The 20,238-nt window shown below is 70.3% G+C and carries 13 protein-coding genes and 1 tRNA gene; 4 read left to right on the top strand and 10 right to left on the bottom strand.

The genetic code is table 11. From position 1 onward, the window contains the following. Nucleotides 1-38 precede the first annotated feature (38 nt). The 3 genes from E4V99_RS15075 to E4V99_RS15065 are packed head-to-tail and all read right to left on the bottom strand — an operon-like array spanning nt 39 to nt 3,252. Nucleotides 39-803, bottom strand: a complete 765-nt coding sequence (locus E4V99_RS15075) for an SGNH/GDSL hydrolase family protein (RefSeq protein ID WP_135066157.1) — start codon at nt 801-803, stop codon at nt 39-41. Between the two features lie 35 nt (nt 804-838). Further along, complete coding sequence (locus tag E4V99_RS15070) at nt 839-2,221, bottom strand: MFS transporter (RefSeq protein WP_135117729.1); 1,383 nt, start codon at nt 2,219-2,221, stop codon at nt 839-841. Continuing rightward, on the bottom strand, nt 2,221-3,252 hold the full coding sequence (locus E4V99_RS15065; protein WP_135066163.1) for an LLM class flavin-dependent oxidoreductase: 1,032 nt from the start codon (nt 3,250-3,252) through the stop codon (nt 2,221-2,223). The genes E4V99_RS15070 and E4V99_RS15065 overlap by 1 nt, the downstream gene beginning before the upstream one ends. 192 nt (nt 3,253-3,444) lie before the next feature. Between E4V99_RS15065 and E4V99_RS15060 the strand changes: the two genes are divergently transcribed. The 3 genes from E4V99_RS15060 to E4V99_RS15050 all read left to right on the top strand — a co-directional run bounded on the left by E4V99_RS15060 (nt 3,445) and on the right by E4V99_RS15050 (nt 6,544). Further along, nucleotides 3,445-4,812, top strand: coding sequence for a hemolysin family protein (locus tag E4V99_RS15060; protein ID WP_135117728.1), 1,368 nt, complete (start codon nt 3,445-3,447; stop codon nt 4,810-4,812). Then, a complete protein-coding gene (locus tag E4V99_RS15055; RefSeq protein WP_135117727.1) occupies nt 4,805-5,851 on the top strand; it encodes a hemolysin family protein in 1,047 nt (348 codons plus the stop codon). Before E4V99_RS15060 ends, E4V99_RS15055 begins: the two co-directional genes overlap by 8 nt. Before the next feature lie 63 nt (nt 5,852-5,914). Beyond that, on the top strand, nt 5,915-6,544 hold the full coding sequence (locus tag E4V99_RS15050) for a phosphoribosyltransferase family protein (RefSeq protein ID WP_135117726.1): 630 nt from the start codon (nt 5,915-5,917) through the stop codon (nt 6,542-6,544). 6 nt (nt 6,545-6,550) lie between these two features. On the opposite strand, the gene E4V99_RS15045 is transcribed toward E4V99_RS15050, so the two are convergent. Both E4V99_RS15045 and polA read right to left on the bottom strand, forming a co-directional pair. Then, nucleotides 6,551-8,224 carry a DUF885 domain-containing protein gene (locus E4V99_RS15045; RefSeq protein ID WP_135117725.1) on the bottom strand — a complete coding sequence of 558 codons (1,674 nt, stop codon included), beginning with the start codon at nt 8,222-8,224 and terminating at the stop codon, nt 6,551-6,553. A 416-nt stretch (nt 8,225-8,640) separates the two neighbouring features. Further along, nucleotides 8,641-11,277 (bottom strand): DNA polymerase I, encoded by a 2,637-nt coding sequence (polA, locus tag E4V99_RS15040; protein WP_135117724.1) that lies wholly within the window; start codon nt 11,275-11,277, stop codon nt 8,641-8,643. Between the two features lie 57 nt (nt 11,278-11,334). On the opposite strand from polA, the gene E4V99_RS15035 reads away from it, so the two are divergent. Beyond that, entirely contained in the window at nt 11,335-11,766 is a 432-nt protein-coding gene (locus E4V99_RS15035; protein ID WP_135066181.1) for a hotdog fold thioesterase, read from the top strand. A 24-nt stretch (nt 11,767-11,790) separates the two neighbouring features. Here the strand turns inward: E4V99_RS15035 and E4V99_RS15030 are convergent, their stop codons facing one another. The 5 genes from E4V99_RS15030 to gltB all read right to left on the bottom strand — a co-directional run bounded on the left by E4V99_RS15030 (nt 11,791) and on the right by gltB (nt 20,187). Then, nucleotides 11,791-12,402, bottom strand: coding sequence for a response regulator (locus E4V99_RS15030; protein ID WP_135066185.1), 612 nt, complete (start codon nt 12,400-12,402; stop codon nt 11,791-11,793). Nucleotides 12,403-12,490: 88 nt separating this feature from the next. Beyond that, nucleotides 12,491-12,573: transfer RNA gene (locus E4V99_RS15025), tRNA-Leu, on the bottom strand. A gap of 70 nt (nt 12,574-12,643) precedes the next feature. Then, on the bottom strand, nt 12,644-14,092 hold the full coding sequence (gene pyk / locus E4V99_RS15020) for a pyruvate kinase (RefSeq protein ID WP_135066188.1): 1,449 nt from the start codon (nt 14,090-14,092) through the stop codon (nt 12,644-12,646). Nucleotides 14,093-14,150: 58 nt separating this feature from the next. Further along, nucleotides 14,151-15,617 (bottom strand): glutamate synthase subunit beta, encoded by a 1,467-nt coding sequence (locus E4V99_RS15015; RefSeq protein WP_135066191.1) that lies wholly within the window; start codon nt 15,615-15,617, stop codon nt 14,151-14,153. Next, complete coding sequence (gltB, locus tag E4V99_RS15010) at nt 15,610-20,187, bottom strand: glutamate synthase large subunit (RefSeq protein ID WP_135117723.1); 4,578 nt, start codon at nt 20,185-20,187, stop codon at nt 15,610-15,612. Before gltB ends, E4V99_RS15015 begins: the two co-directional genes overlap by 8 nt. Between the last annotated feature and the right edge of the window lie 51 nt (nt 20,188-20,238).

The raw sequence follows: 20,238 nt of genomic DNA, 5'->3' as shown, positions 1-20,238 counted from the left end.
GCTCGGAAGCCGGATTCTCCTGAATTCTGCGCGAGAAGTCAGGCGGATGCGGGGGTCACGGTGACCCAGGCGGGGAACTTCGGCGTGCGGCCGTCACCGGAGGAGGTTCCGGTGAGGCGCCGACGGACCCACGGGCCCACGTGGGCGCGGTAGTAGGCGGCTCCGGCCAGACGCTCGGCCGCGGAGATCTCCGGCAGCGAGTCCCACTCCGCAGGCACGGTCAGGCCCAGCGCGCGGAGCACCCGCGCCGCGACACGATGATGACCGCGCGTGTTCATGTGGAGGCGGTCGGCCGACCAGTACCCGGGAGTGGACAGCTCGCGGTCGGGCCAGTTCAGCGCCTGGATGACATCCGGCCGGTCGGCGACGCGACCGGTGACGGCGGCCGAGAGCAGATCGCCGCGGCGCTGCACGAGCCGCCCGAGGGGTAACTGGGCGGACGGATTCGCGCCGGAGAGCAGGATGACCCGCACGCCCTCCTCATCGCAGCGCCGCAGCACGTGGGTGAAGGCGTCGGCGATGTGCGCGATGTCGGCGCGCGGGCGGAGCATGTCGTTGCCGCCGCCGTTGAACGACAGGTGCGTCGGATGCAGCGCCAGCGCCGGCTCGAGCTGCTCCCGCACGATCGGCCACACGAGCTTGCCGCGAATGGCGAAGTTCGCGTACTCGATGGGTTCCCCCAGCGCCTGCGCCCAGCCCTGTGCCGCCAGGTCGGCCCACCCGCGCACGGTGCCGTCGGGCAGCTCGTCCCCCACCCCTTCGGTGAAGGAGTCGCCGATGGAAGCCAGGCGTACGGAAGTCACCTCGCTACCCTACGGCCGTGCGGCGGCGGCTTGGATCAACGATCGTCGAGCGCGCGGCCGCGACGGTCGGCCAGACCCCACGTCGCGAGCACCGCGACGGCGAAGAACGCCGCGAAGACCACGAACAGCACGGGGGCACCGCCGGCGGCGAGCAGTGGCGGCACGGCCAGCGGCGCGATGATCGACGCGATCCGCCCCACGGCCGCCGCCCATCCGCTCCCCGTCGCCCGCAATGACGTCGGGTAGGTCTCGGGCGAGACGGCGTACAGGGCGCCCCACGCGCCGAGGTTGAAGAACGACAGGGCCATTCCGGTCGCGATCACCATCGCCTCGCTGGTGGCCGTACCGAAGAGGATCGCCGCGACCGCCGATCCGGCGAGGAACGCCGCGAGGGTGATGCGCCGCCCCCACACCTCGATGAGCCACGCCGACACGGCATAACCCGGCAGCTGGGCCAGCGTGATGATGAGGGTGAAGCCGAACGAGCGCACGAGGTCGTACCCGGCGTCGACGAGGATCGTCGGGATCCAGATGAAGGCGCCGTAGTACGAGAAGTTGACGCAGAACCACACGACCCACAGGCTCAGCGTGCGGACCCGGAACTCCGGCGACCACAGCGCCCTGACGCGCTCCCCCGCCCGTGGCGCCGCGACGGCCGGGACGGGAGACGCGTGCACGTCCGGCGTCGCGGGGAGGGCGGGAACCCGCCCATCCCGCGCCGCCGGCACGCGGATGCTGCCCTCCAACTCCGCGACGATGCGCTCGGCCTCAGCGTGGCGCCCGCGGCGCGCGAGCCAGCGGGGCGATTCGGGCAGCCCCCACCGGACGACCAGGGCGTAGACGGCCGGGACCGCGCCCAGGGCGAACGCCCATCGCCATCCATCGGCCGACGCCGGTACGACGAAGTACCCGATGATCGCGGCGGCGGTCCACCCGACGGCCCAGAACGCCTCCAGGATCACGATGAGGCGCCCCCGGATGCGCGCGGGCGCAAATTCGCTGACGTACGTGGAAGCGACCGGGAGTTCGGCACCCAGACCGAGACCCACCAGGAAGCGCAGGACGATGAGGACGGCCAGTCCCCCGGCCAGGGCGCTGGAGCCCGTCGCCACGCCGTACACGAGCAGGGTCAGCGCGAACACCTGGCGGCGCCCGAAGCGGTCGGCCAGCAGCCCACCGAGGCTCGCCCCCACGGCCATGCCCGCGAAGCCGGCGGATGCGATCCACGCCGTCTCCCCCGGCTGCAGGGCCCACTGCTGAGCGAGAACGGCCAGGACGAACGAGATGAGCCCCACGTCCATGGCATCCAGCGCCCAGCCGATGCCCGAGCCGGCGAGCACGCGGGCGTGGCCGCGCCCGAACCGCAGCCGGTCCAGCCGCTCCGAGATCGTGGCAGGCGACGTCGAGGCTTCGGTCATCAGGAAAGCATGTCACGCACGAGTGGCTGCACGCGGGTGCCGTACAGCTCGATGCTGCGCAGCGCCTGCTCCTGGGGAAGCCCGCCGGTGCCGATCTTCATGTCGAAGCGGTCGGCGCCCAGCGTCCGGACGGTATCGGCGATCTTGCGCGCGACCGTCTCGGGAGACCCGACGTACATCGAGCCCTCCGGCCCCACGTCGTGCTGGAACCGGAGCCGGTTGTACGGGGGCCACCCGCGCTCACGGCCGATGACGGTGTAGTTGTGCTCGACACCGGGGTAGGCCTGCTCCCATGCCTCCGCATCCGTCTCGGCGACGTGACCGGGAGAGTGGATGCCGACGCCTGCGCGGTCGTGTCCGAACGAGTCCAGCGACCGGTGGTACAGGTCCACGAAGGGGCGGAACCGGTGCGCGGGGCCGCCGATGATGGCGAGCATGAGCCCGAACCCGTGCCGGGCTGCCCGGACCGCCGATTCGGGGCTGCCGCCCACGCCCACCCAGGCCGTGAGGCCGGACTCGGTCTTGGGGTAGACGTCGGCGTTGTCCAGGGCTGAGCGCGTGGAACCAGACCACGTCACCGGCCGCTCGTCGAGCAGCCGGCGGAAGAGGTCGAGCTTCTCCTCGAAGAGCACCTCGTAGTCGGCCAGGTCGTACCCGAACAGCGGGAAGGACTCGATGAAGGAACCTCGTCCCAGAATGACTTCCGCGCGGCCGTGCGAGACGGCGTCGAGGGTCGCGAAGCGCTCGTAGACCCGGACCGGGTCGTCGGAGGACAGCACGGTGACGGCCGTGCCGAGGTGGATGCGGGAGGTGCGGGCGGCTGCGGCGGCCAGCACGATCTCGGGGCTGGACACCGCGAACTCGGGCCGGTGGTGCTCGCCCACGCCGAAGAACGACAGACCCACCTCATCCGCGCGAACAGCCTGGTCGACCACCTGCCGGATCGTCGCTGCGTCGCTCGCCCGGCCGCCACCGGGCACCATGGCGACATCGCCGAACGTGTCGATCCCCAGTTCCACCGCGTGCGCCATCCGCCATCTCCTGACTGTTCCCGTGCATGAACTCTGCGCCGTCCGCGGGCATTCCCGCCACGTTCTCAGCACACGCTTAAATCTTCGCCACTACTGTGGATCCATCATGGATGACCCTCCCTCTCATAGTCCTACGCCCTCTGGCCACCCATCCGCCGCTGCGGAACGTTCTCGGGTCAGGGGGTGTAACGAATGAACGAGTGGATCATGCTCGCCATCGGTCTCGTCCTGACCATCGGCACGGGGCTGTTCGTGGCGAGCGAGTTCGCGCTGGTCAACCTCGACCGGCACGAGCTCGAAGCGCGACGCGCCCGCGGCGAACAGGGCTTGGACGGCACGATCAAGGCCCTCAAGGTCACGTCGACGCACCTCTCCAGCGCCCAGCTGGGGATCACGCTGACGACCCTGCTGACCGGGTACACGTTCGAACCCGCCGTCAGCAGCCTGCTGCGCGGCCCGCTTCTGAGCGTCGGCCTGCCCGAGGGCGCCGTCACGCCGATCGGCGCCCTCGTCGGCATCCTGCTGGCGACGCTGTTCTCGATGATCATCGGCGAGCTCGTGCCGAAGAACTTCGCCCTGGCGGTCCCTCTTGCCACCGCGAAGCTCGTCACGCCGTTCCAGCGCGCCTTCACGGCGGTGTTCAAGCCGCTCGTGCTTCTGTTCAACAACACCGCGAACGCCGTCATCCGCGCCATGGGGATCGAGCCCAAGGAGGAGCTGTCGGGCGCCCGCAGCGCGGATGAGCTGTCGTACCTCATCCGGCACTCCGCCACGGCGGGTCTGCTGGACACGTCCGACGCGCAGCTGCTGCGCCGGACGCTGCGATTCAGCGAACGGGACGCGTCCGAGGTGATGACTCCGCGCGTGCGGATGGCGAGCGTGGATCTGGCCGACACGGCCGATGTGATCATCGCCCGCTCCCGCGCCACCGGGTACTCCCGCTTCCCCGTGATCGACGGCACACCCGACCGCGTGGTCGGCGTGGTGCACGTCAAGCACGCCTTCGCCATCCCGCTCGACGAGCGCACCTCCGTGCGCGCCGACGCGCTCATGAGCGACGTGCGGACCGTCCCGGAGGGGATGGGCGCAGACGACCTCCTCGCGCTGCTGCGCGCGGAAGGGCTGCAGATCGCGGTCGTGGGCGACGAGCACGGGGGCACCGCGGGCATCGTGACTCTCGAGGACCTCGTGGAGGAGATCGTCGGCGAACTCGAGGACGAACACGACCGCACGCGCACCGGCGTGCTGCGCTCGGGTCGCTCGATCACCTTCGACGCGCAGTGGCGCCCCGACGAGGTGCTCGACCGCATCGCGGTGGAGATCCCCGACGGCGCCGACTACGACACTGCGGGCGGCTTCGTCACCGACGCACTCGGGCGCCTGCCCGAACTCGGCGACGAAGTCCGCACCGCGCACGGCACGCTGCGCATCGAGCGCATCGACGGCCACCGCATCGTGCGGCTGCGCTACCTTCCCGACGACCCGGAGCACGATGCCAGCCTCATGAACCGACACGACCGGATGGTCCAGGCCCTCGCGAGCGGAGCCGGCCATGAGTGAGTACGTTCCCGGAATCATCTGGCTCTTCGTCCTGCTGCTGGGCAACGCCTTCTTCGTCGGAGCGGAGTTCGCCGTCATCTCGGCCCGCCGTTCGCAGATCGAGCCGCGTGCGGCCCGTGGCAGCCGCGCGGCCAAGACGACGCTGTGGGCGATGGAACACGCGACGCTCATGCTGGCCACCAGCCAGCTGGGCATCACGGTGTGCTCGCTGCTGATCCTCAACGTCTCGGAGCCGGCGATCCATCACCTGCTCGAGATCCCGCTGGGGCTGACGGGTCTCACGCCCGAGCTCATCAGCATCATCGCCTTCGCCGTCGCGCTGGCCCTGGTCACCTTCCTGCACGTGGTGTTCGGTGAGATGGTGCCGAAGAACATCGCGTTCTCGGTGCCCGATCGCGCGGCGCTGATCCTCGCGCCCGCTCTGGTCGCCGTGGCGCGGGTGATCAAACCCGTCATCTGGACGCTCAACACCGCCGCCAACGGCATCCTGCGCCTGTTCGGGGTGCAGCCCAAGGACGAGGCGACCAGCACGTACACGCTCGACGAAGTCGCCAACATCGTCGAGCAGTCGCGCCGGGAAGGAACGCTGCGCGACGACTCGGGCACGCTGGCCGGTGCGTTCGAGTTCACCGAGAAGACCGTCGCGGATGTCGACGTTCCTCTGGAGTCCATGGTGCTCCTCCCCGCCGGCGCCACGCCGGCCGATGTGCAGCGGGCGGTGGCGGCGCACGGGTTCTCCCGCTACGTCGTGGCCGGTTCCGACGGCGAACCCGTCGCGTACGTGCACATGAAGGATGTGATGGACCTGGATCGCCCGGAGGAGTTCTCCGCGCCCATCCCGGAGAAGCGCCTGCGCCGCCTGGCGTCGCTGCCGCGCACGGCGGAGCTGGAGGATGCCATGGCGATCCTCCGCCGCCGGGGCGCGCATGTGGCACGCAGCCTGGACGCCGACGGGCGCACCGTCGGGCTGCTCTACCTCGAAGACGTGCTCGAAGTGCTCGTCGGCGAGATCGACGACGCGACGGCGACCGCGGCCTGAGCTGAGACCGGGTGGCGGTGTCCGCCGCCACCCGGTCTCAGCCGTCGGAGGTATCCTCCCGGCATGGCGTTGTTCGCCGACCGGGTTGATGCCGGCACGCAGCTCGCCGCGTCGCTCCGGGCATGGCGGGGGCGGGATGCGGTGGTGCTCGGCATCCCGCGCGGCGGTGTCGTCGTCGCGGCCGTCGTCGCATCGGCATACGGGTGGCCGCTGGACCGGGTACCGGTGCGCAAGCTCGGGGCCCGCGGCAACGCCGAGCTGGCCGTCGGAGCGATCGCCGAGAACGCGCGGGTGCTCTCCGAGCCGATGCTGCGCCTGACCGGCACGACGCCGGCCGACCTGCAGCGCGTGGAGCAGGCCGAACGTGCCGAGCTGGCCCGCCGGAGCGCCGCGTACCCGTCCCCCGGGATCGACCTCGGCGGGCGCGTCGCGATCATCGTCGACGACGGCATCGCGACGGGCTCGACCGCTCTCGCAGCATGTCGTGCTGTTCGGAGCCGGGGCGCGGCCGACGTGGTCCTGGCCGCCCCGGTCGCGCCGTACGACTGGGCTCCGGACGACGGCGTCGTCGACACCTTCGTGTGCCCGCATCGGCCGCGTGAGTTCCGCGCCGTCGGGCAGTTCTACGATGCGTTCCCGCAGACCACGGACGAGGAGGTCGCGCGCCTGCTGGCGCCCGACCCCCCCACGTGAGCCCGCTCAGGGCAGGAGCGCCTCCCGCAGCGTGTCCAGCCCGACGCCGCCGAGGTCGAGCGCGCGCTTGTGGAAGCCCTTGATGTCGAACGCGTCGCCCTGCGCGTCGGCGTAGCCGTCTCGGATCTGCTCCCAGATGCGCTGGCCCACCTTGTAGGAGGGCGCCTGCCCGGGCCAGCCGAGGTAGCGGTTGACCTCGAAGCGCACGAACTCGTTCGACATGTTGACGTTGCGCAGCATGAACTCCAGCGCGTAGTCGTGATCCCACGTGCCGGTGCCGTCCAGGCGCGGCTTCTCCAGGTGCACGCCGATGTCCAGCACCACGCGGGCCGCCCGCATCCGCTGGCCGTCGAGCATGCCGAGCCGGTCGGCGGGGTCGTCGAGGAAGCCGAGGGACTGCATGAGTCGTTCGGCGTACAGGGCCCAGCCTTCGGCGTGGCCTGAGGTTCCGGCCAGGAGTCGGCGCCAGGAGTTCAGCTGGGCGCGGTTGTAGACGGCCTGGGCGATCTGCAGGTGATGCCCCGGCACGCCCTCGTGGTACACGGTGGTCAGCTCGCGCCACGTGTCGAACTCGGTCACGCCCTCCGGCACCGACCACCACATGCGGCCGGGGCGGGAGAAGTCGTCCGTGGGACCGGTGTAGTAGATGCCGCCCTCCTTCGTGGGGGCGATCATGCACTCCAGCGTGCGGATGGGGTCGGGGATGTCGAAGTGCGTGGCGCCCAGCTGCTCGATCGCGCGGTCGCTGGTCTCCTGCATCCACTTCTGCAACGCGTCCGTGCCGCGGAGCTTTCGTGCGGGGTCGGCCTCGAGGAAGGCGACGGCCTCCTCGACGCTCGAGCCGGGAAGGATCTCCTCCGCGATCGCCTCCTGCTCGGCCACCATCCGGGCCAGCTCCTCGACGCCCCATTCGTACGTCTCGTCCAGGTCGATCGTCGCGCCCAGGAACCGGCGGGAGTGCAGCGCGTACAGCTCGCGGCCGACAGCATCCTTCTCCCCCGCGACGGGAGCCAGCTCGCCCCCCAGGAACGACGCCAGTTCGCCGTAAGCCACGCGGGCGGCGTTGGCGTTGTCGGCGAGCTCCCGCGCCAGGGAAGCGGGGAGCTGGCCCTCCTGCGGCCCGGCCTCGGCGGCGAACTCGGCGAAGTAGCCGTGGTCGGCGGTGTACCGGTCGATCTGCGTGACGACTTCGAGCACCTGCCGGCGGGCGGGGACGACACCGCGGGAGATTCCCTCCCGCAGCGTCTCGATGTAGCCGTCCAGGGCCGCCGGCAGCGCCTTCAGACGCGTGGAGATGACCGACCAGTCCTCTGTCGTGGCGGTGGGCATGAGGTCGAACACCATGCGGATGTCCTGCGCCGGCGAGGCGATGACGTTCAGGTCGCGCAGGTGCCACTGCGCGTCGTAGAGATCGAGACTCAGCCGCAGCTCCCGCGCGAGATCGGCCTTCGTGACCCGGTCCACGTCGTCGACCGGCTCCGCCGCATCCAGCGCCGCCAGGGCGTCACGCGTGGCCGCCGCCGTGCGGGCGTGGCCGTCGGGCGAGTAGTCCCCGAACCGGTCGTTGTACTCCGAGCGACCGATGTAGGTCGCGGCGGTCGGCTCGAGTTCGGCGATGGTGTCCACCCACGCGTCGGCGATCGCGTCGATCGGCGTCGGGGTACGGGATGCATCAGTCATGCATCGAGCCTACGGATGGCCCGCCGCGCGGCCAACCCGGCGCCCCCGGCGGCTCGCGAGCCGGGGAGGCGACCGTCGGGGCGCGGTCGGGGTGCCGGCGTCCCGACTGTGCCCGGACTCCTCAAATCCGCGGCCTCAAGTGCCCGATCGGCCCGGTTACGGGCGTGGGCGGCGCGGGTTTGAGGAGTTCGGGAAGGGGTGGGGTACTTCGCACGTCGCTGGCGGGGCAGTGGGCGTCCGTGGCGGCGCGGGAGGAGTCCGTGGCAGCGCGGGACGAGTCCGGCGGCCCGACCGTGCCCGAACTCCTCAGATCCGCCGCCGCGAGGGGCGGATCGGCCCGGTTACGGGCGCGGGCGGCACGAGTTTGAGGAGTTCGGGAAGAGGGGGGCAGTACCTCGCCCGGCTCCCGGGAGGGGTCAGTGGCCGGCTTCGTTCCAGTCGGGGCCGCGCCCGATCTGCACGTCCAGCGGCACGGACAGGTCGGCCGCGTCGCCCATGCGGGTGCGGACGATCTGCTCGGCGGCGTCCCACTCCCCTGGCGCGACCTCCAGCACGAGCTCGTCGTGGATCTGCAGCAGCACGCGCGAGCGCAGACCCGCCTCGCCCAGGTCGGCGTGGATGTGGAACAGCGCGATCTTCATGATGTCGGCGGCGCTGCCCTGGATGGGGGCGTTCAGCGCTGCCCGCTCGGCGTTCTCGCGCAGCACGCGGTTGGGGCTGTTGAGGTCGGGGAACGGCCGGCGTCGCCCGAAGATCGTCTCGGTGTATCCGTCCACGCGCGCCTTCTCCACCGACGTGCGCAGGTAGTCGCGCACCGCGCCGAACCGGGCGAAGTACTCCATCATGAGCTCGCGGGCCTCGGACTGGTCGATGCGCAGCTGCTTGGACAGGCCGAACGCCGACAGCCCGTACACGAGGCCGTACGACATCGCCTTGACCTTCGTCCGCATGGCTGGGGTGACGTCCTCCTGGGCGACGCCGAACACGCGGGCGCCGACGAAGCGGTGCAGGTCCTCCCCCGAGTTGAACGCCTCGATGAGTCCCGGGTCACCGGAGAGGTGCGCCATGATCCGCATCTCGATCTGGGAGTAGTCGGCCGTCAGGAGCGTCTCGTATCCCTCGCCCACCTCGAAGGCCGCACGGATGCGGCTGCTCTCCTCGTTGCGGATCGGGATGTTCTGCAGGTTCGGGTCGGTGCTGGACAGACGCCCGGTCTGGCTGCCCGTCTGCAGGTAGGTGGTGTGGATGCGGCCGGTGTCATCGATCGCGACATCCAGCGACTCGATGATCTGCCGCAGCTTCGTGGCCTCGCGGTGCTGCAGCAGGAGCGCGAGGAACGGATGCGGGTGGGTCTCCTGCAGGTCGGCGAGGGCCGCGGCATCCGTGGAGTACCCCGACTTCGTCTTGCGGGTCTTGGGCAGCTCGAGCTCGTCGAAGAGCACCTCCTGCAGCTGCTTGGGCGAGCCGAGGTTCACCTCGCGCCCGATCGCCGCGTAGGCCTCCTGCGCGAGGGCGTCGGCGCGCGCGGCGAGCTCCCCTGAGAAGGTCGAGAGCTTCTCGTGCGACACCGCGACGCCGGCCAGCTCCATGGCCGCGAGGGCCTGCAGGGTGGGCAGCTCGATGTCGGTGAGCACCGTCGCGACGGGGGCGGGCAGCTCGGCGCGGAGGGCATCGGCCACGCGCAGGAGGAACCATGACAGCTGGCCGGGGGTGGCGCCCTCGGTCTCGGGGACGAGCTGGGTGGGGTCGGCCTCGGGGAGCTTCTCGCCGAGGTAGCGCGCGACGAGGTCGGCGAGGTTCTTGTCGGGGAAGCTCGGACGCAGGAGCCATCCGGCCAGGAGGACGTCGAGCGACAGCCCGCCGACGTCGATCCCCTCCCGCAGCAGCGCCTTGACCTGCGGCTTGGCGTCGACGAACACCTTCGGGCTGTCGGATGAGAGCCAGTCGGCCAGGGCGTCGCGGGTCTCGGCCGTCCAGTCGGCCTCGACGGCGCCCGCGGCCGTCGCCAGCCCGATGCGCGTCGGACGGCCGCCGGTGAGCACGAGCGTGACACCGACCTCGTCCGCGGCGTCGGCGGTCCATGCCGCGAGGGCGGCGGCGTCGGCCTGCACTGCGGCGGGGGCTTCGGCGACGGGGATGCTGGCATCCGACCCCGTCGCATCCGCCCCGGCGACTTCGAACACGCGCGGGAGCAGCGTGCGGAACTCCAGTCGGGCGAAGATGTCGCGCACGGCCTGGGCGTCGATCGGACGCACCTCGAGGTCGGCGGGCGTCACCGGCAGTTCGACGTCGCGCAGCAGGCGGTTCAGGCGGCGGTTACGGCGCACGTCCTCGAGGTGCTCGCGGAGGTTGTTGCCGACCACGCCGGTGACCTTGTCCGCGTTCTCCAGCAGCGCGTCCAGCGACCCGTACTGCGTCAGCCACTTCACGGCGGTCTTCTCCCCCACCTTCGGCACCCCGGGGAGGTTGTCGCTCGTCTCCCCCACCAGCGCGGCGATGTCGGGGTACTGCTCGGGCGGCAGACCGTACTTGGCCACCACGGTCTCGGGGTCGTAGCGCTTGAGTTGCGAGACGCCCTGCACGTTGGGGTACAGCAGGGTCACGTCGTCGGTGACGAGTTGGATGGTGTCGCGGTCGCCCGAGCACACCAGGACGTGGAATCCCTGCTCCGCCCCCTGCGTCGCGAGGGTGGCGAGGATGTCGTCGGCCTCGATGCCCTCCTTCTGCAGCACCGGGATGCTCATGGCCGCGAGGCAGTCCTGCAGGATCGGGATCTGGCCCTTGAACTCGCTGGGCGTCTCGGACCGGTTGGCCTTGTACTCGGGGTACTGGTCGGTGCGGAAGGAGTGGCGCGCCATGTCGAAGGCGACGGCGAGGTGCGTGGGCTTCTCCGCCTTGATGAGGTTCACCAGCATCGAGAGGAATCCGTAGATGCCGTTGGTGTGCTGCCCATCCTTCGTGGAGAAGTTGTCGACCGGCAGTGCGAAGAACGCACGGTAGGCGAGCGAATGGCCGTCGACGACGAGGAGGGTAGGCTTTGCGGAGTCCGTCACCCAATCAGCCTAACGACGGGAACGGACATCTCTGCCCGCTCCCCGACGAAGGCGATGATGAGCTCGACTGCCCCCGACACCGACTCCGGACTCGCCTGGGTGGCCCAGCGCGGCATGGGCGCCCTGGCCGAGAAGATGGGCTTCGAATGGGTCGAGTTCACCGTCGAACGGGCCGTCGCCACGATGCCCGTGGAGGGCAACACGCAGCCGGTAGGTCTGCTCCACGGCGGCGCGTACGTCGTCCTGGGCGAGTCACTCGGATCGATGGCCGCGAACCTGTACGCCGGTCCCGGCCGCCTCGCTGTGGGCGTGGATATCAACGCCACGCACACGCGTTCTGCGACATCGGGTCGCGTCACCGGCGTCTGCACGCCGATCCACCTGGGCCGCTCCCTCACGGTGCACGAGATCGTCGTCACCGATGAGCAGGGGCGTCGGTGCTCCACCGTGCGCATCACCAACCACATCAAGGATGCGCCGGCCGAGTGAGCCGACGCATCCTCGTGCGGGGTGTCAGGACTTCTTGGGCGCCAGCTGCTCGATGATGGCCTTGGCCACGTCCTGCATGGTCAGGCGGCGGTCCATCGAGGCCTTCTGGATCCAGCGGAACGCCTCGGGCTCGGTGAGGCCCATCTTCTCGTTGAGCAGGCCCTTGGCGCGGTCGACGAGCTTGCGGGTCTCGAAGCGCTCGACCATGTCGGCGACCTCGGCTTCGAGCGTGATGATCTGCTCGTAGCGGGCGAGGGCGATCTCGATCGCCGGCAGCAGGTCGTTGGGCGTGAAGGGCTTCACGACGTACGCGAGCGCGCCGGCTTCGCTCGCGCGCTCCACGAGCTCCTTCTGGCTGAAGGCGGTCAGCAGCACGACGGGCGCGATGTGGTTCTTGCTCAGCCGCTCGGCGGCGCTGATGCCGTCGAGCTGGGGCATCTTCACGTCCATGATGACGAGGTCGGGACGCAGCTCGGTGGCCAGCTGCACGGCGGTCTCGCCGTCGCCGGCTTCACCCACGACGTCGTAGCCGTTGTCTCGGAGGATCTCGACGATGTCCAGCCGGATCAGCGACTCGTCCTCGGCCACGACGACACGGCGGGGGGCGGATGCGGCGGGGGGCTCTTGCTCGGTCACGTATCCATCCTAGAACTGAGAGCGACGGCATCTTGTCGTCGGTGGGACATTGCCCCGCGAACCCGCCTCATGGCGAGGTCCGGGGTCGTACCGGTGGTGGGACTCGAACCCACACGTCCTTGCGGACAGAGCATTTTGAGTGCCCCGCGTCTGCCATTCCGCCACACCGGCCTGCATGTCGGCATCGACCCTAGCGCACGCGCGCGGGTGGGCCCCGTGAGGCCGCACCCGCGCGCCTGCGTCAGTTGTCGGCCTGATAGATGGGAGCGGCGCCGTGAACGGCGTCGCCGACCCGGTGCACGCGTACATCGTTCGTCGACCCGGCGATTCCGGGAGGCGATCCGGAGATCACGACGACCTTGTCGCCGACCTTGGCCAGCTCACGTCCCAGCAGGTACTCGTCCACCTGGACGAACATGCGGTCGGTGTGCGGCACGTGCTCCACGAGAGTGGCGTGCACGCCCCACGTCAGTGCGAGCCGGCGGCGGATGCCCGGCTCCGGTGTGAACGCGAGCATCGGGATCATCGAGCGGATGCGCGCCAGCCGGCGAGCGGAGTCGCCGGACTCGGTGAAGACGCACAGGAACTTCGCCTCGACGAAGTCGGCGACCTCCACGGCGGCGAGGGTGATCGCACCGCCCTGCGTGCGCGGCTTGGCGCCAAGAGGTGCGATGCGGTCGAGCCCGTGCTCCTCGGTCGAGGCCACGATGCGCGCCATGGTCTCCACGACGGTGACGGGGTACTCCCCCACGCTGGTCTCGCCGGAGAGCATGACGGCGTCGGCGCCGTCGAGCACCGCGTTGGCGACGTCGCTGGTCTCGGCGCGCGTCGGGACGGGGCTGGCGATCATGGACTCCAGCATCTGCGTGGCCACGATGACCGGCTTGGCCATCCGGCGGGCCAGCTCCACCGCGCGCTTCTGCACGATGGGAACCGCTTCCAGCGGCAGCTCGACGCCGAGGTCGCCACGGGCGACCATGATGCCGTCGAAGGCGTCGATGATCTCTTCGAGGTTGTCGACGGCCTGCGGCTTCTCGATCTTCGCGATGAGGGGGATGCGGCGCCCCTCCTCGGCCATGATGACGTGGGCGCGCTCGACGTCCTGCGCGGAGCGGACGAACGACAGCGCGATGAGGTCGGCACCGGCGCGCAGCCCCCAGCGCAGGTCGGCCTCGTCCTTCTCACTGAGGGCGGGCACGTTGACGGCGACGCCGGGGAGGTTGATGCCCTTGTTGTTGGACACCGGTCCGCCCACCACGACCTCGGTGGTCACGGTGCGCTCGTCGGACTCGATGACCCGCACTCGCACCTTGCCGTCGTCGATGAGGAGGAAGTCGCCGGGCGCGACATCCTGAGGGAGACCCTTGAACGTCGTGGAGACCAGGTCTTTCGTCCCGGGGACGTCATCGATCGTGATGGTGAAGATGTCGCCGGCGGACAGCTCGTGCGGGCCGTTCTGGAACCGGCCCAGACGGATCTTCGGCCCCTGCAGGTCGACCAGGATCGCAACCGGGCGCCCCGCATCATCCGCCGCTCGCCGCACGTTGGCGAAGTTGGCCTCGTGCACGGAGTAATCGCCGTGGCTGAGGTTCAGTCGGGCCACGTCGACGCCCGCGTCGATGATGGCGCGAACCATCTCGTAGGACGAGGTTGCCGGGCCCAGGGTGGCGACGATTTTGGCGCGTCTCACTATGTGTGTACTCCACGGAAGAGGAAGGGAAAGGTGGTCGGGGGTGGCGTTGGCCAGCCTACGCGGGCTGCAGACCGATCGCGACATCAGCCGGGCGCACCGGGGACGGCAGCGCCGTGGCGCCCATGAGGTGGCGATCCACCGCCGCCGCGGCGGCACGGCCCTCGGCGATCGCCCATACGATGAGCGACTGACCGCGGCCGGCGTCGCCGGCGACGAACACGCCGTCGGCGGTCGTGGCGTAGTCGTCATCGCGCGCGACGCTGCCGCGTGCGGTGAACTGCGCGCCGAGCTGATCCTCCAGCGCCGTGCGCTCGGGGCCGGTGAAGCCCAGGGCGATCAGGACCAGGTCGGCGGGGATCTCACGCTCGGTGCCGCTCTTGGGCACCCGCCGCCCGTCGACGAACTCCGTCTCGGCCACGCGCAGCGCGCGGACCTCGCCCGCGCCGTCGCCGAGGAACTCCACGGTCGAGGCGAGGTAGGTCCGCTCGCCGCCCTCCTCGTGCGCGGAGGACATCTCGAACAGCGTCGGGGTCATCGGCCACGGCTGATGCGACGGGCGGGCCTCGGGGGGCTGCACGCCGATCGCGAGGTTCGTCACGCTCAGGGCGCCCTGCCGATGCGCCGTGCCGATGCAGTCGGCGCCGGTGTCGCCGCCACCGAGGACGACGACGTGCTTGCCGTGCGCGCTGATCTGGTGGTCCACCTGGTCACCGGCGACGGCGCGGTTGGATTCGACGAGGTACTCCATCGCGAAGTGCACGCCGGCGAGGTCGCGGCCGGGGATCGGGAGGTCGCGCGGCACCGTCGCGCCCGTGGTCACCACGACGGCGTCGTACCGGCTGCGCAGGTCCGACCAGGAGATGTCCACGCCGATCTCGACGCCCGCGCGGAACCGCGTGCCCTCGTCGCGCATCTGACGCAGGCGCGCCTCGAGGTGACGCTTCTCCATCTTGAAGTCGGGGATGCCGTAGCGCAGGAGCCCGCCGATGCGGTCGTCGCGCTCGTACACCGCGACGGTGTGCCCTGCCCGCGTGAGCTGCTGGGCGGCGGCCAGGCCCGCGGGGCCGGATCCGACGACGGCCACGGTCTTGCCGGTCAGCCGCTGCGGCGGCTCGGGCTCGACCCAGCCGTGCGCGAACGCCTCGTCGATGATCGAGACCTCGACCTGCTTGATCGTCACGGCCGGCTGGTTGATCCCCAGCACGCACGAACTCTCGCACGGGGCGGGGCACAGCCGCCCGGTGAACTCGGGGAAGTTGTTGGTGGCGTGCAGCCGCTCGATCGCGGCGCGGCCCTCGCCGCGCCACATGAGGTCGTTCCACTCCGGGATGAGGTTTCCCAGCGGACACCCCTTGTGGCAGAACGGGATGCCGCAGTCCATGCAGCGTCCGGCCTGGCGCCGGACCATCGCGGGGTCGGCGGCCTCGTAGACCTCTTTGTAGTCCATGATGCGCACGGGCACCGGCCGCCGCGGCGGCAGCTCGCGCTGCGTGGTCTTCAGGAAACCCTTCGGGTCAGCCACCGGTCACCTCCATGATGCGGGTCCAGACGACGTCGCCGTCGGGGTCGAGGCCTTCGTCCACGGCCGCCTGCCGCGTCTGCAGGACGGCGGCGTAGTCGCGGGGCACGACGCGGACGAAGTTCGCCAGCTCGGCGTCGAAATCCGCCAGCAGGCGCTGGGCGAGCTCGGAGCCGGTCTCGGTCACGTGCTCCTGCAGCAGGTCGCGGAGCATCTCGGCGTCGCCGGAGCCGAGCGCGCCCAGCTCCAGCTCGCCCGAGGCGAGCGCCTCACGGTTCACCAGCGCACGGTCCAGGCGATACACGTACGCCGTGCCGCCGGACATGCCGGCGCCGAAGTTGCGCCCGGTGGCGCCGAGGATCACCGCGAGCCCGCCGGTCATGTACTCCAGCGCGTGGTCGCCGACGCCTTCGACGACCGCGGTCGCCCCGGAGTTGCGCACGAAGAACCGCTCCCCCACGACGCCGCTGAGGAACATCGATCCCTGGGTGGCGCCGTATCCGAGCACGTTGCCGGCGATGACGTTCTCGGATGCGGCGAACGTCGACTCGCGCGGCGGGCGGATGACGACCTTGCCGCCGGACAGGCCCTTGCCCACGTAGTCGTTGGAGTCGCCCTCGAGCCGCAGGGTGATGCCGGCGGGCAGGAAGGCCCCGAACGACTGGCCGGCCGAACCGGTCAGCGACACGTCGATCGAGCCGGAGGTCAGTCCGTTGGCGCCGTGCGCACGGGTCACGTGGTGGCCCAGCATCGTGCCCACCGCGCGGGCGGTGTTGCGGATGGGCAGCGCGATCTCGACGGTGCCGCCGTGCGCGATGACATCCTGGGCGCGCTCGATGAGGGCCACGTCGAAGTGATCGTCGAGCTCGTGGTCCTGTGCCCGCTGCGCCCTGCGCGGCTCGTCGGGGGCGAAGTGCGGGCCCTCCAGGATCGGGCTGAGGTCGAGCCCACCGGCCTTCCAGTGCTCGACGGCGCGGTCGACATCGAGCAGCTCGGCGTGACCGATGGCCTCATCCAGCGAGCGGAAGCCGAGGGCGGCGAGGTACTCGCGTACCTCCTGCGCGATGAACTCCATGAAGTTCACGACGAATTCGGGCTTGCCGGTGAACCGGGACCGCAGGACGGGGTTCTGCGTCGCCACGCCGACCGGGCAGGTGTCCAGGTGGCATACGCGCATCATGACGCATCCCGACACCACGAGCGGGGCAGTGGCGAAACCGAACTCCTCCGCCCCCAGGAGGGCGCCGATGATGACGTCGCGGCCGGTCTTGAGCTGCCCGTCCACCTGGACGACGACGCGGTCGCGCATGCCGTTGAGCATGAGGGTCTGCTGCGTCTCGGCCAGGCCCAGCTCCCACGGCGTCCCGGCGTGCTTGAGGGAGTTCAGCGGGCTGGCGCCGGTCCCCCCGTCGTGGCCGGAGACGAGGATGACATCCGACAGCGCCTTGGCGACACCGGCCGCCACCGCGCCGATGCCGGACTGGCTCACGAGCTTCGTGTGGATGCGGGCGCCGGGGTTGGCGCGCTTGAGGTCGAAGATGAGCTGCTTGAGGTCTTCGATGGAGTAGATGTCGTGGTGCGGCGGAGGCGAGATGAGCCCGACTCCGGCGGTCGCGTGCCGCGTGCGTGCGACCCACGGGTACACCTTGGCGGGCGGCAGCTGTCCGCCCTCGCCGGGCTTGGCGCCCTGGGCGAGTTTGATCTGGATGTCGTCGGCCTGCGTGAGGTAGAGGCTCGTCACGCCGAAACGTCCGGACGCGACCTGCTTGATCGCGCTGCGCCGCTCGGGATCGAGGAGGCGATCGACGTCCTCGCCGCCCTCACCGGTGTTGGACTTCGCCCCGATGCTGTTCATCGCGATGGCGAGGGTCTCGTGCGCCTCCTTCGAGATGGAGCCGTAGCTCATCGCCCCGGTGGAGAATCGCCGCACGATGGAGGAGACGGGTTCGACCTCGTCCAGCGGCACCGGTGCGCGCTCGCCCGTGCGCAGCCCGAACATCCCGCGCAGCGTCTTGAGCTCGCCCGCCTGGTCGTCGACCAGACGCGTGTACTCGCGGAAGATGTCGTACCGGCGCTCGCGCGTGGCGTGCTGCAGGCGGAACACCGTGTCGGGGTTGAACAGGTGCGGGGCGCCGTCGCGGCGCCACTGGTACTCGCCACCGGTCCACAGCCGCTCGTGCGCGCGCACCGCTTCGTCTTCGGGGTAGGCGAAGTCGTGGCGGGCCTGGTTCTCGGCGGCCACGTGCTCGATGCCGATGCCGCCGAGCTTGGTCTCGGTGCCGGTGAAGTACTTCTGGACGAACTCCTCCGACAGTCCCACGGCCTCGAACACCTGCGCGCCGGCATAGGAGGACACGGTCGAGATGCCCATCTTCGACATGATCTTCAGCACGCCCTTGCCCAGGGCGTAGATGAGGTTCTTCACGGCCTTCTCGGGCGTGACGCCCGTGATGAAACCTGCCCGCACGAGGTACTCGACCGTCTCCATCGCCAGGTAGGGGTTCACGGCGGATGCGCCGTACCCCAGCAGCGTCGCGACGTGGTGCACTTCGCGCACGTCGCCGGCTTCCACCACGAGCCCGACCTTCATGCGGTTCTGGCGACGGATGAGGTGGTGGTGCACCGCCGAGACCAGCAGGAGCGAGGGGATGGGGACGAGATCCTTGTTGGAGTCGCGATCGCTGAGGATCAGGAACTCCGCGCCGTCGGCGATGGCCTCATCCACTTCGGCGCTGATGGCGTCCAGTCGCGCCTCGAGTGCGCCGGGACCCTGGTCGAAGTGGTACAGGCCGCGGATGGTGACCGAACGGCGCCCCGGCAGAGCCTTGTCGATGTTCTGGAGCTTGGCCAGCTCGTCGTTGTCGATGACGGGGAAATCCAGCGTGATGACGCGCGTGTGGTCCGCGCCCCAGTCCAGCAGGTTGCGTTCGGGACCGAGACCGAGCCCGAGGGACGTGACGACCTCCTCGCGGATGGAGTCCAGCGGTGGGTTGGTCACCTGCGCGAACTGCTGCACGAAGTAGTCGAACAGCAGGCGCGGCCGCTCGCTGAGGACGGCGACGGGCGTGTCGCTGCCCATCGCGCCGAGGGGCTCGGCACCGGTCTGGCCCATGGGGGTCAGGAGGATCCGCACCTCCTCCTCGGTGTAGCCGAACGTGCGCTGACGGCGCGTGATCGAGGCGATCGGGTGCACGATGTGCTCCCGCTCGGGAAGGTCGGCCAGGCGCACGCGCCCGGCATCCAGCCATTCCTGCCACGGGCGCATGCCGGCGAGGTCGGCCTTGATCTCCTCGTCCTCGATGATGCGACCCTGCGCGGTGTCCACGAGGAACATCCGCCCCGGCCGCAGACGGCCGCGCCGCTTGATGCGGGCGGGCTCGAAGTCCAGGACGCCCGTCTCGCTGCCGATGACGATGAGGCCGTCGGTGGTCTCGGTCCAGCGGCCGGGACGCAGCCCGTTGCGGTCGAGGGTCGCTCCCACCAAGGTGCCGTCGGTGAAGATGAGCGCGGCGGGGCCGTCCCACGGCTCCATCTGCATGGAGTGGTACTCGTAGAAGGCGCGCAGCTGCGGATCCATGTCCGGCTGCTTCTCGTAGGCCTCCGGCACCATCATCATCATGGCGTGCGGCAGGCTCCGCCCGGTCAGGGTGAGAAGCTCGAGCACCTCGTCGAAGGACGCGGAGTCGCTCGCACCCTCGGTGCAGATCGGCAGCAGTGGCGTGACGTCGCCCAGCAGCTCGGACTCCAGCTGCGACTGGCGTGCGCGCATCCAGTTGCGGTTGCCGTTGACGGTGTTGATCTCGCCGTTGTGGGCGAGCATCCGCAGCGGCTGCGCGAGCGGCCACGACGGGAAGGTGTTGGTGGAGTACCGAGAGTGCACGACGGCCAGTTCGGAAGCGAAGCGCTCGTCCTGCAGGTCGGGGTAGAACGGCTCCAGCTGCAGGGTCGTGACCATGCCCTTGTATCCCAGCGTGCGGCTGGAGAGCGAGACGAAGTACGCGTCCAGCTCGTGGTCGGCGCGCTTGCGCAGGCGGTACACACGCCGATCCAGCGCGATGCCAGAGAGCGCCGGGGCATCGCCGTTGGCCGGTCGCGACACGAACAGCTGCTCGAAGGCGGGCCGGGCCTGGTAGGCGAGCTTGCCGAGGTTCCCCGTCTCGACGGGGACCTCGCGCCAGCCCAGCACGACGAGGTTCTCGCTCTGGGCGATCCGCTCGATGCCGGCCTTCTGCGCGGCGCGTTCGTCCGCATCGCGCGGCAGGAAGGCCAGCCCGGCGGCGTACTCCCCCGCCGGAGGCAGGTCGAAGTCGACGACGGCGCGCAGGAAGGCATCGGGCATCTGGGTCAGGATGCCGGCACCGTCGCCGGTGCCCGCATCCGAGCCGATCGCTCCGCGGTGCTCGAGGTTGCGCAGCGCCGTCAGGGCCAGGTCGATGATGTCGTGACCGGGCTCACCGCGCAGGGTCGCGACCATCGCCAGCCCGCACGCGTCCTTTTCGAACGCCGGGTTGTACATGCCCTGCCGGGGAGGCAGAGCTCCTCCCACGGCGTCGGAACGGTTGCTCGAGGCCATACCATCCGTCCTCACGTTGATGCTCAAGATGGGACGACGTCGGCCCAGAAG

The sequence above is a fragment of the Microbacterium sp. dk485 genome, from assembly GCF_004570445.1.
Classification (GTDB): Bacteria; Actinomycetota; Actinomycetes; order Actinomycetales; family Microbacteriaceae; genus Microbacterium; species Microbacterium wangchenii.
Note: the sequence above shows the minus strand (reverse complement) of the source record. Positions and strands in the feature narration are given on the sequence as shown.

Excerpts from the sequence above, each read along its gene's own strand:
- E4V99_RS15055 (WP_135117727.1), top strand. The coding sequence starts at position 4,805 with ATGAGTGAGTACGTTCCCGGAATCATCTGGCTCTTCGTCCTGCTGCTG.
- E4V99_RS15035 (WP_135066181.1), top strand. The coding sequence starts at position 11,335 with ATGAGCTCGACTGCCCCCGACACCGACTCCGGACTCGCCTGGGTGGCC.
- gltB (WP_135117723.1), bottom strand. The coding sequence starts at position 20,187 with ATGGCCTCGAGCAACCGTTCCGACGCCGTGGGAGGAGCTCTGCCTCCC.
- E4V99_RS15065 (WP_135066163.1), bottom strand. The coding sequence starts at position 3,252 with ATGGCGCACGCGGTGGAACTGGGGATCGACACGTTCGGCGATGTCGCC.
- E4V99_RS15050 (WP_135117726.1), top strand. The coding sequence starts at position 5,915 with ATGGCGTTGTTCGCCGACCGGGTTGATGCCGGCACGCAGCTCGCCGCG.
- E4V99_RS15045 (WP_135117725.1), bottom strand. The coding sequence starts at position 8,224 with ATGACTGATGCATCCCGTACCCCGACGCCGATCGACGCGATCGCCGAC.
- E4V99_RS15070 (WP_135117729.1), bottom strand. The coding sequence starts at position 2,221 with ATGACCGAAGCCTCGACGTCGCCTGCCACGATCTCGGAGCGGCTGGAC.
- E4V99_RS15060 (WP_135117728.1), top strand. The coding sequence starts at position 3,445 with ATGAACGAGTGGATCATGCTCGCCATCGGTCTCGTCCTGACCATCGGC.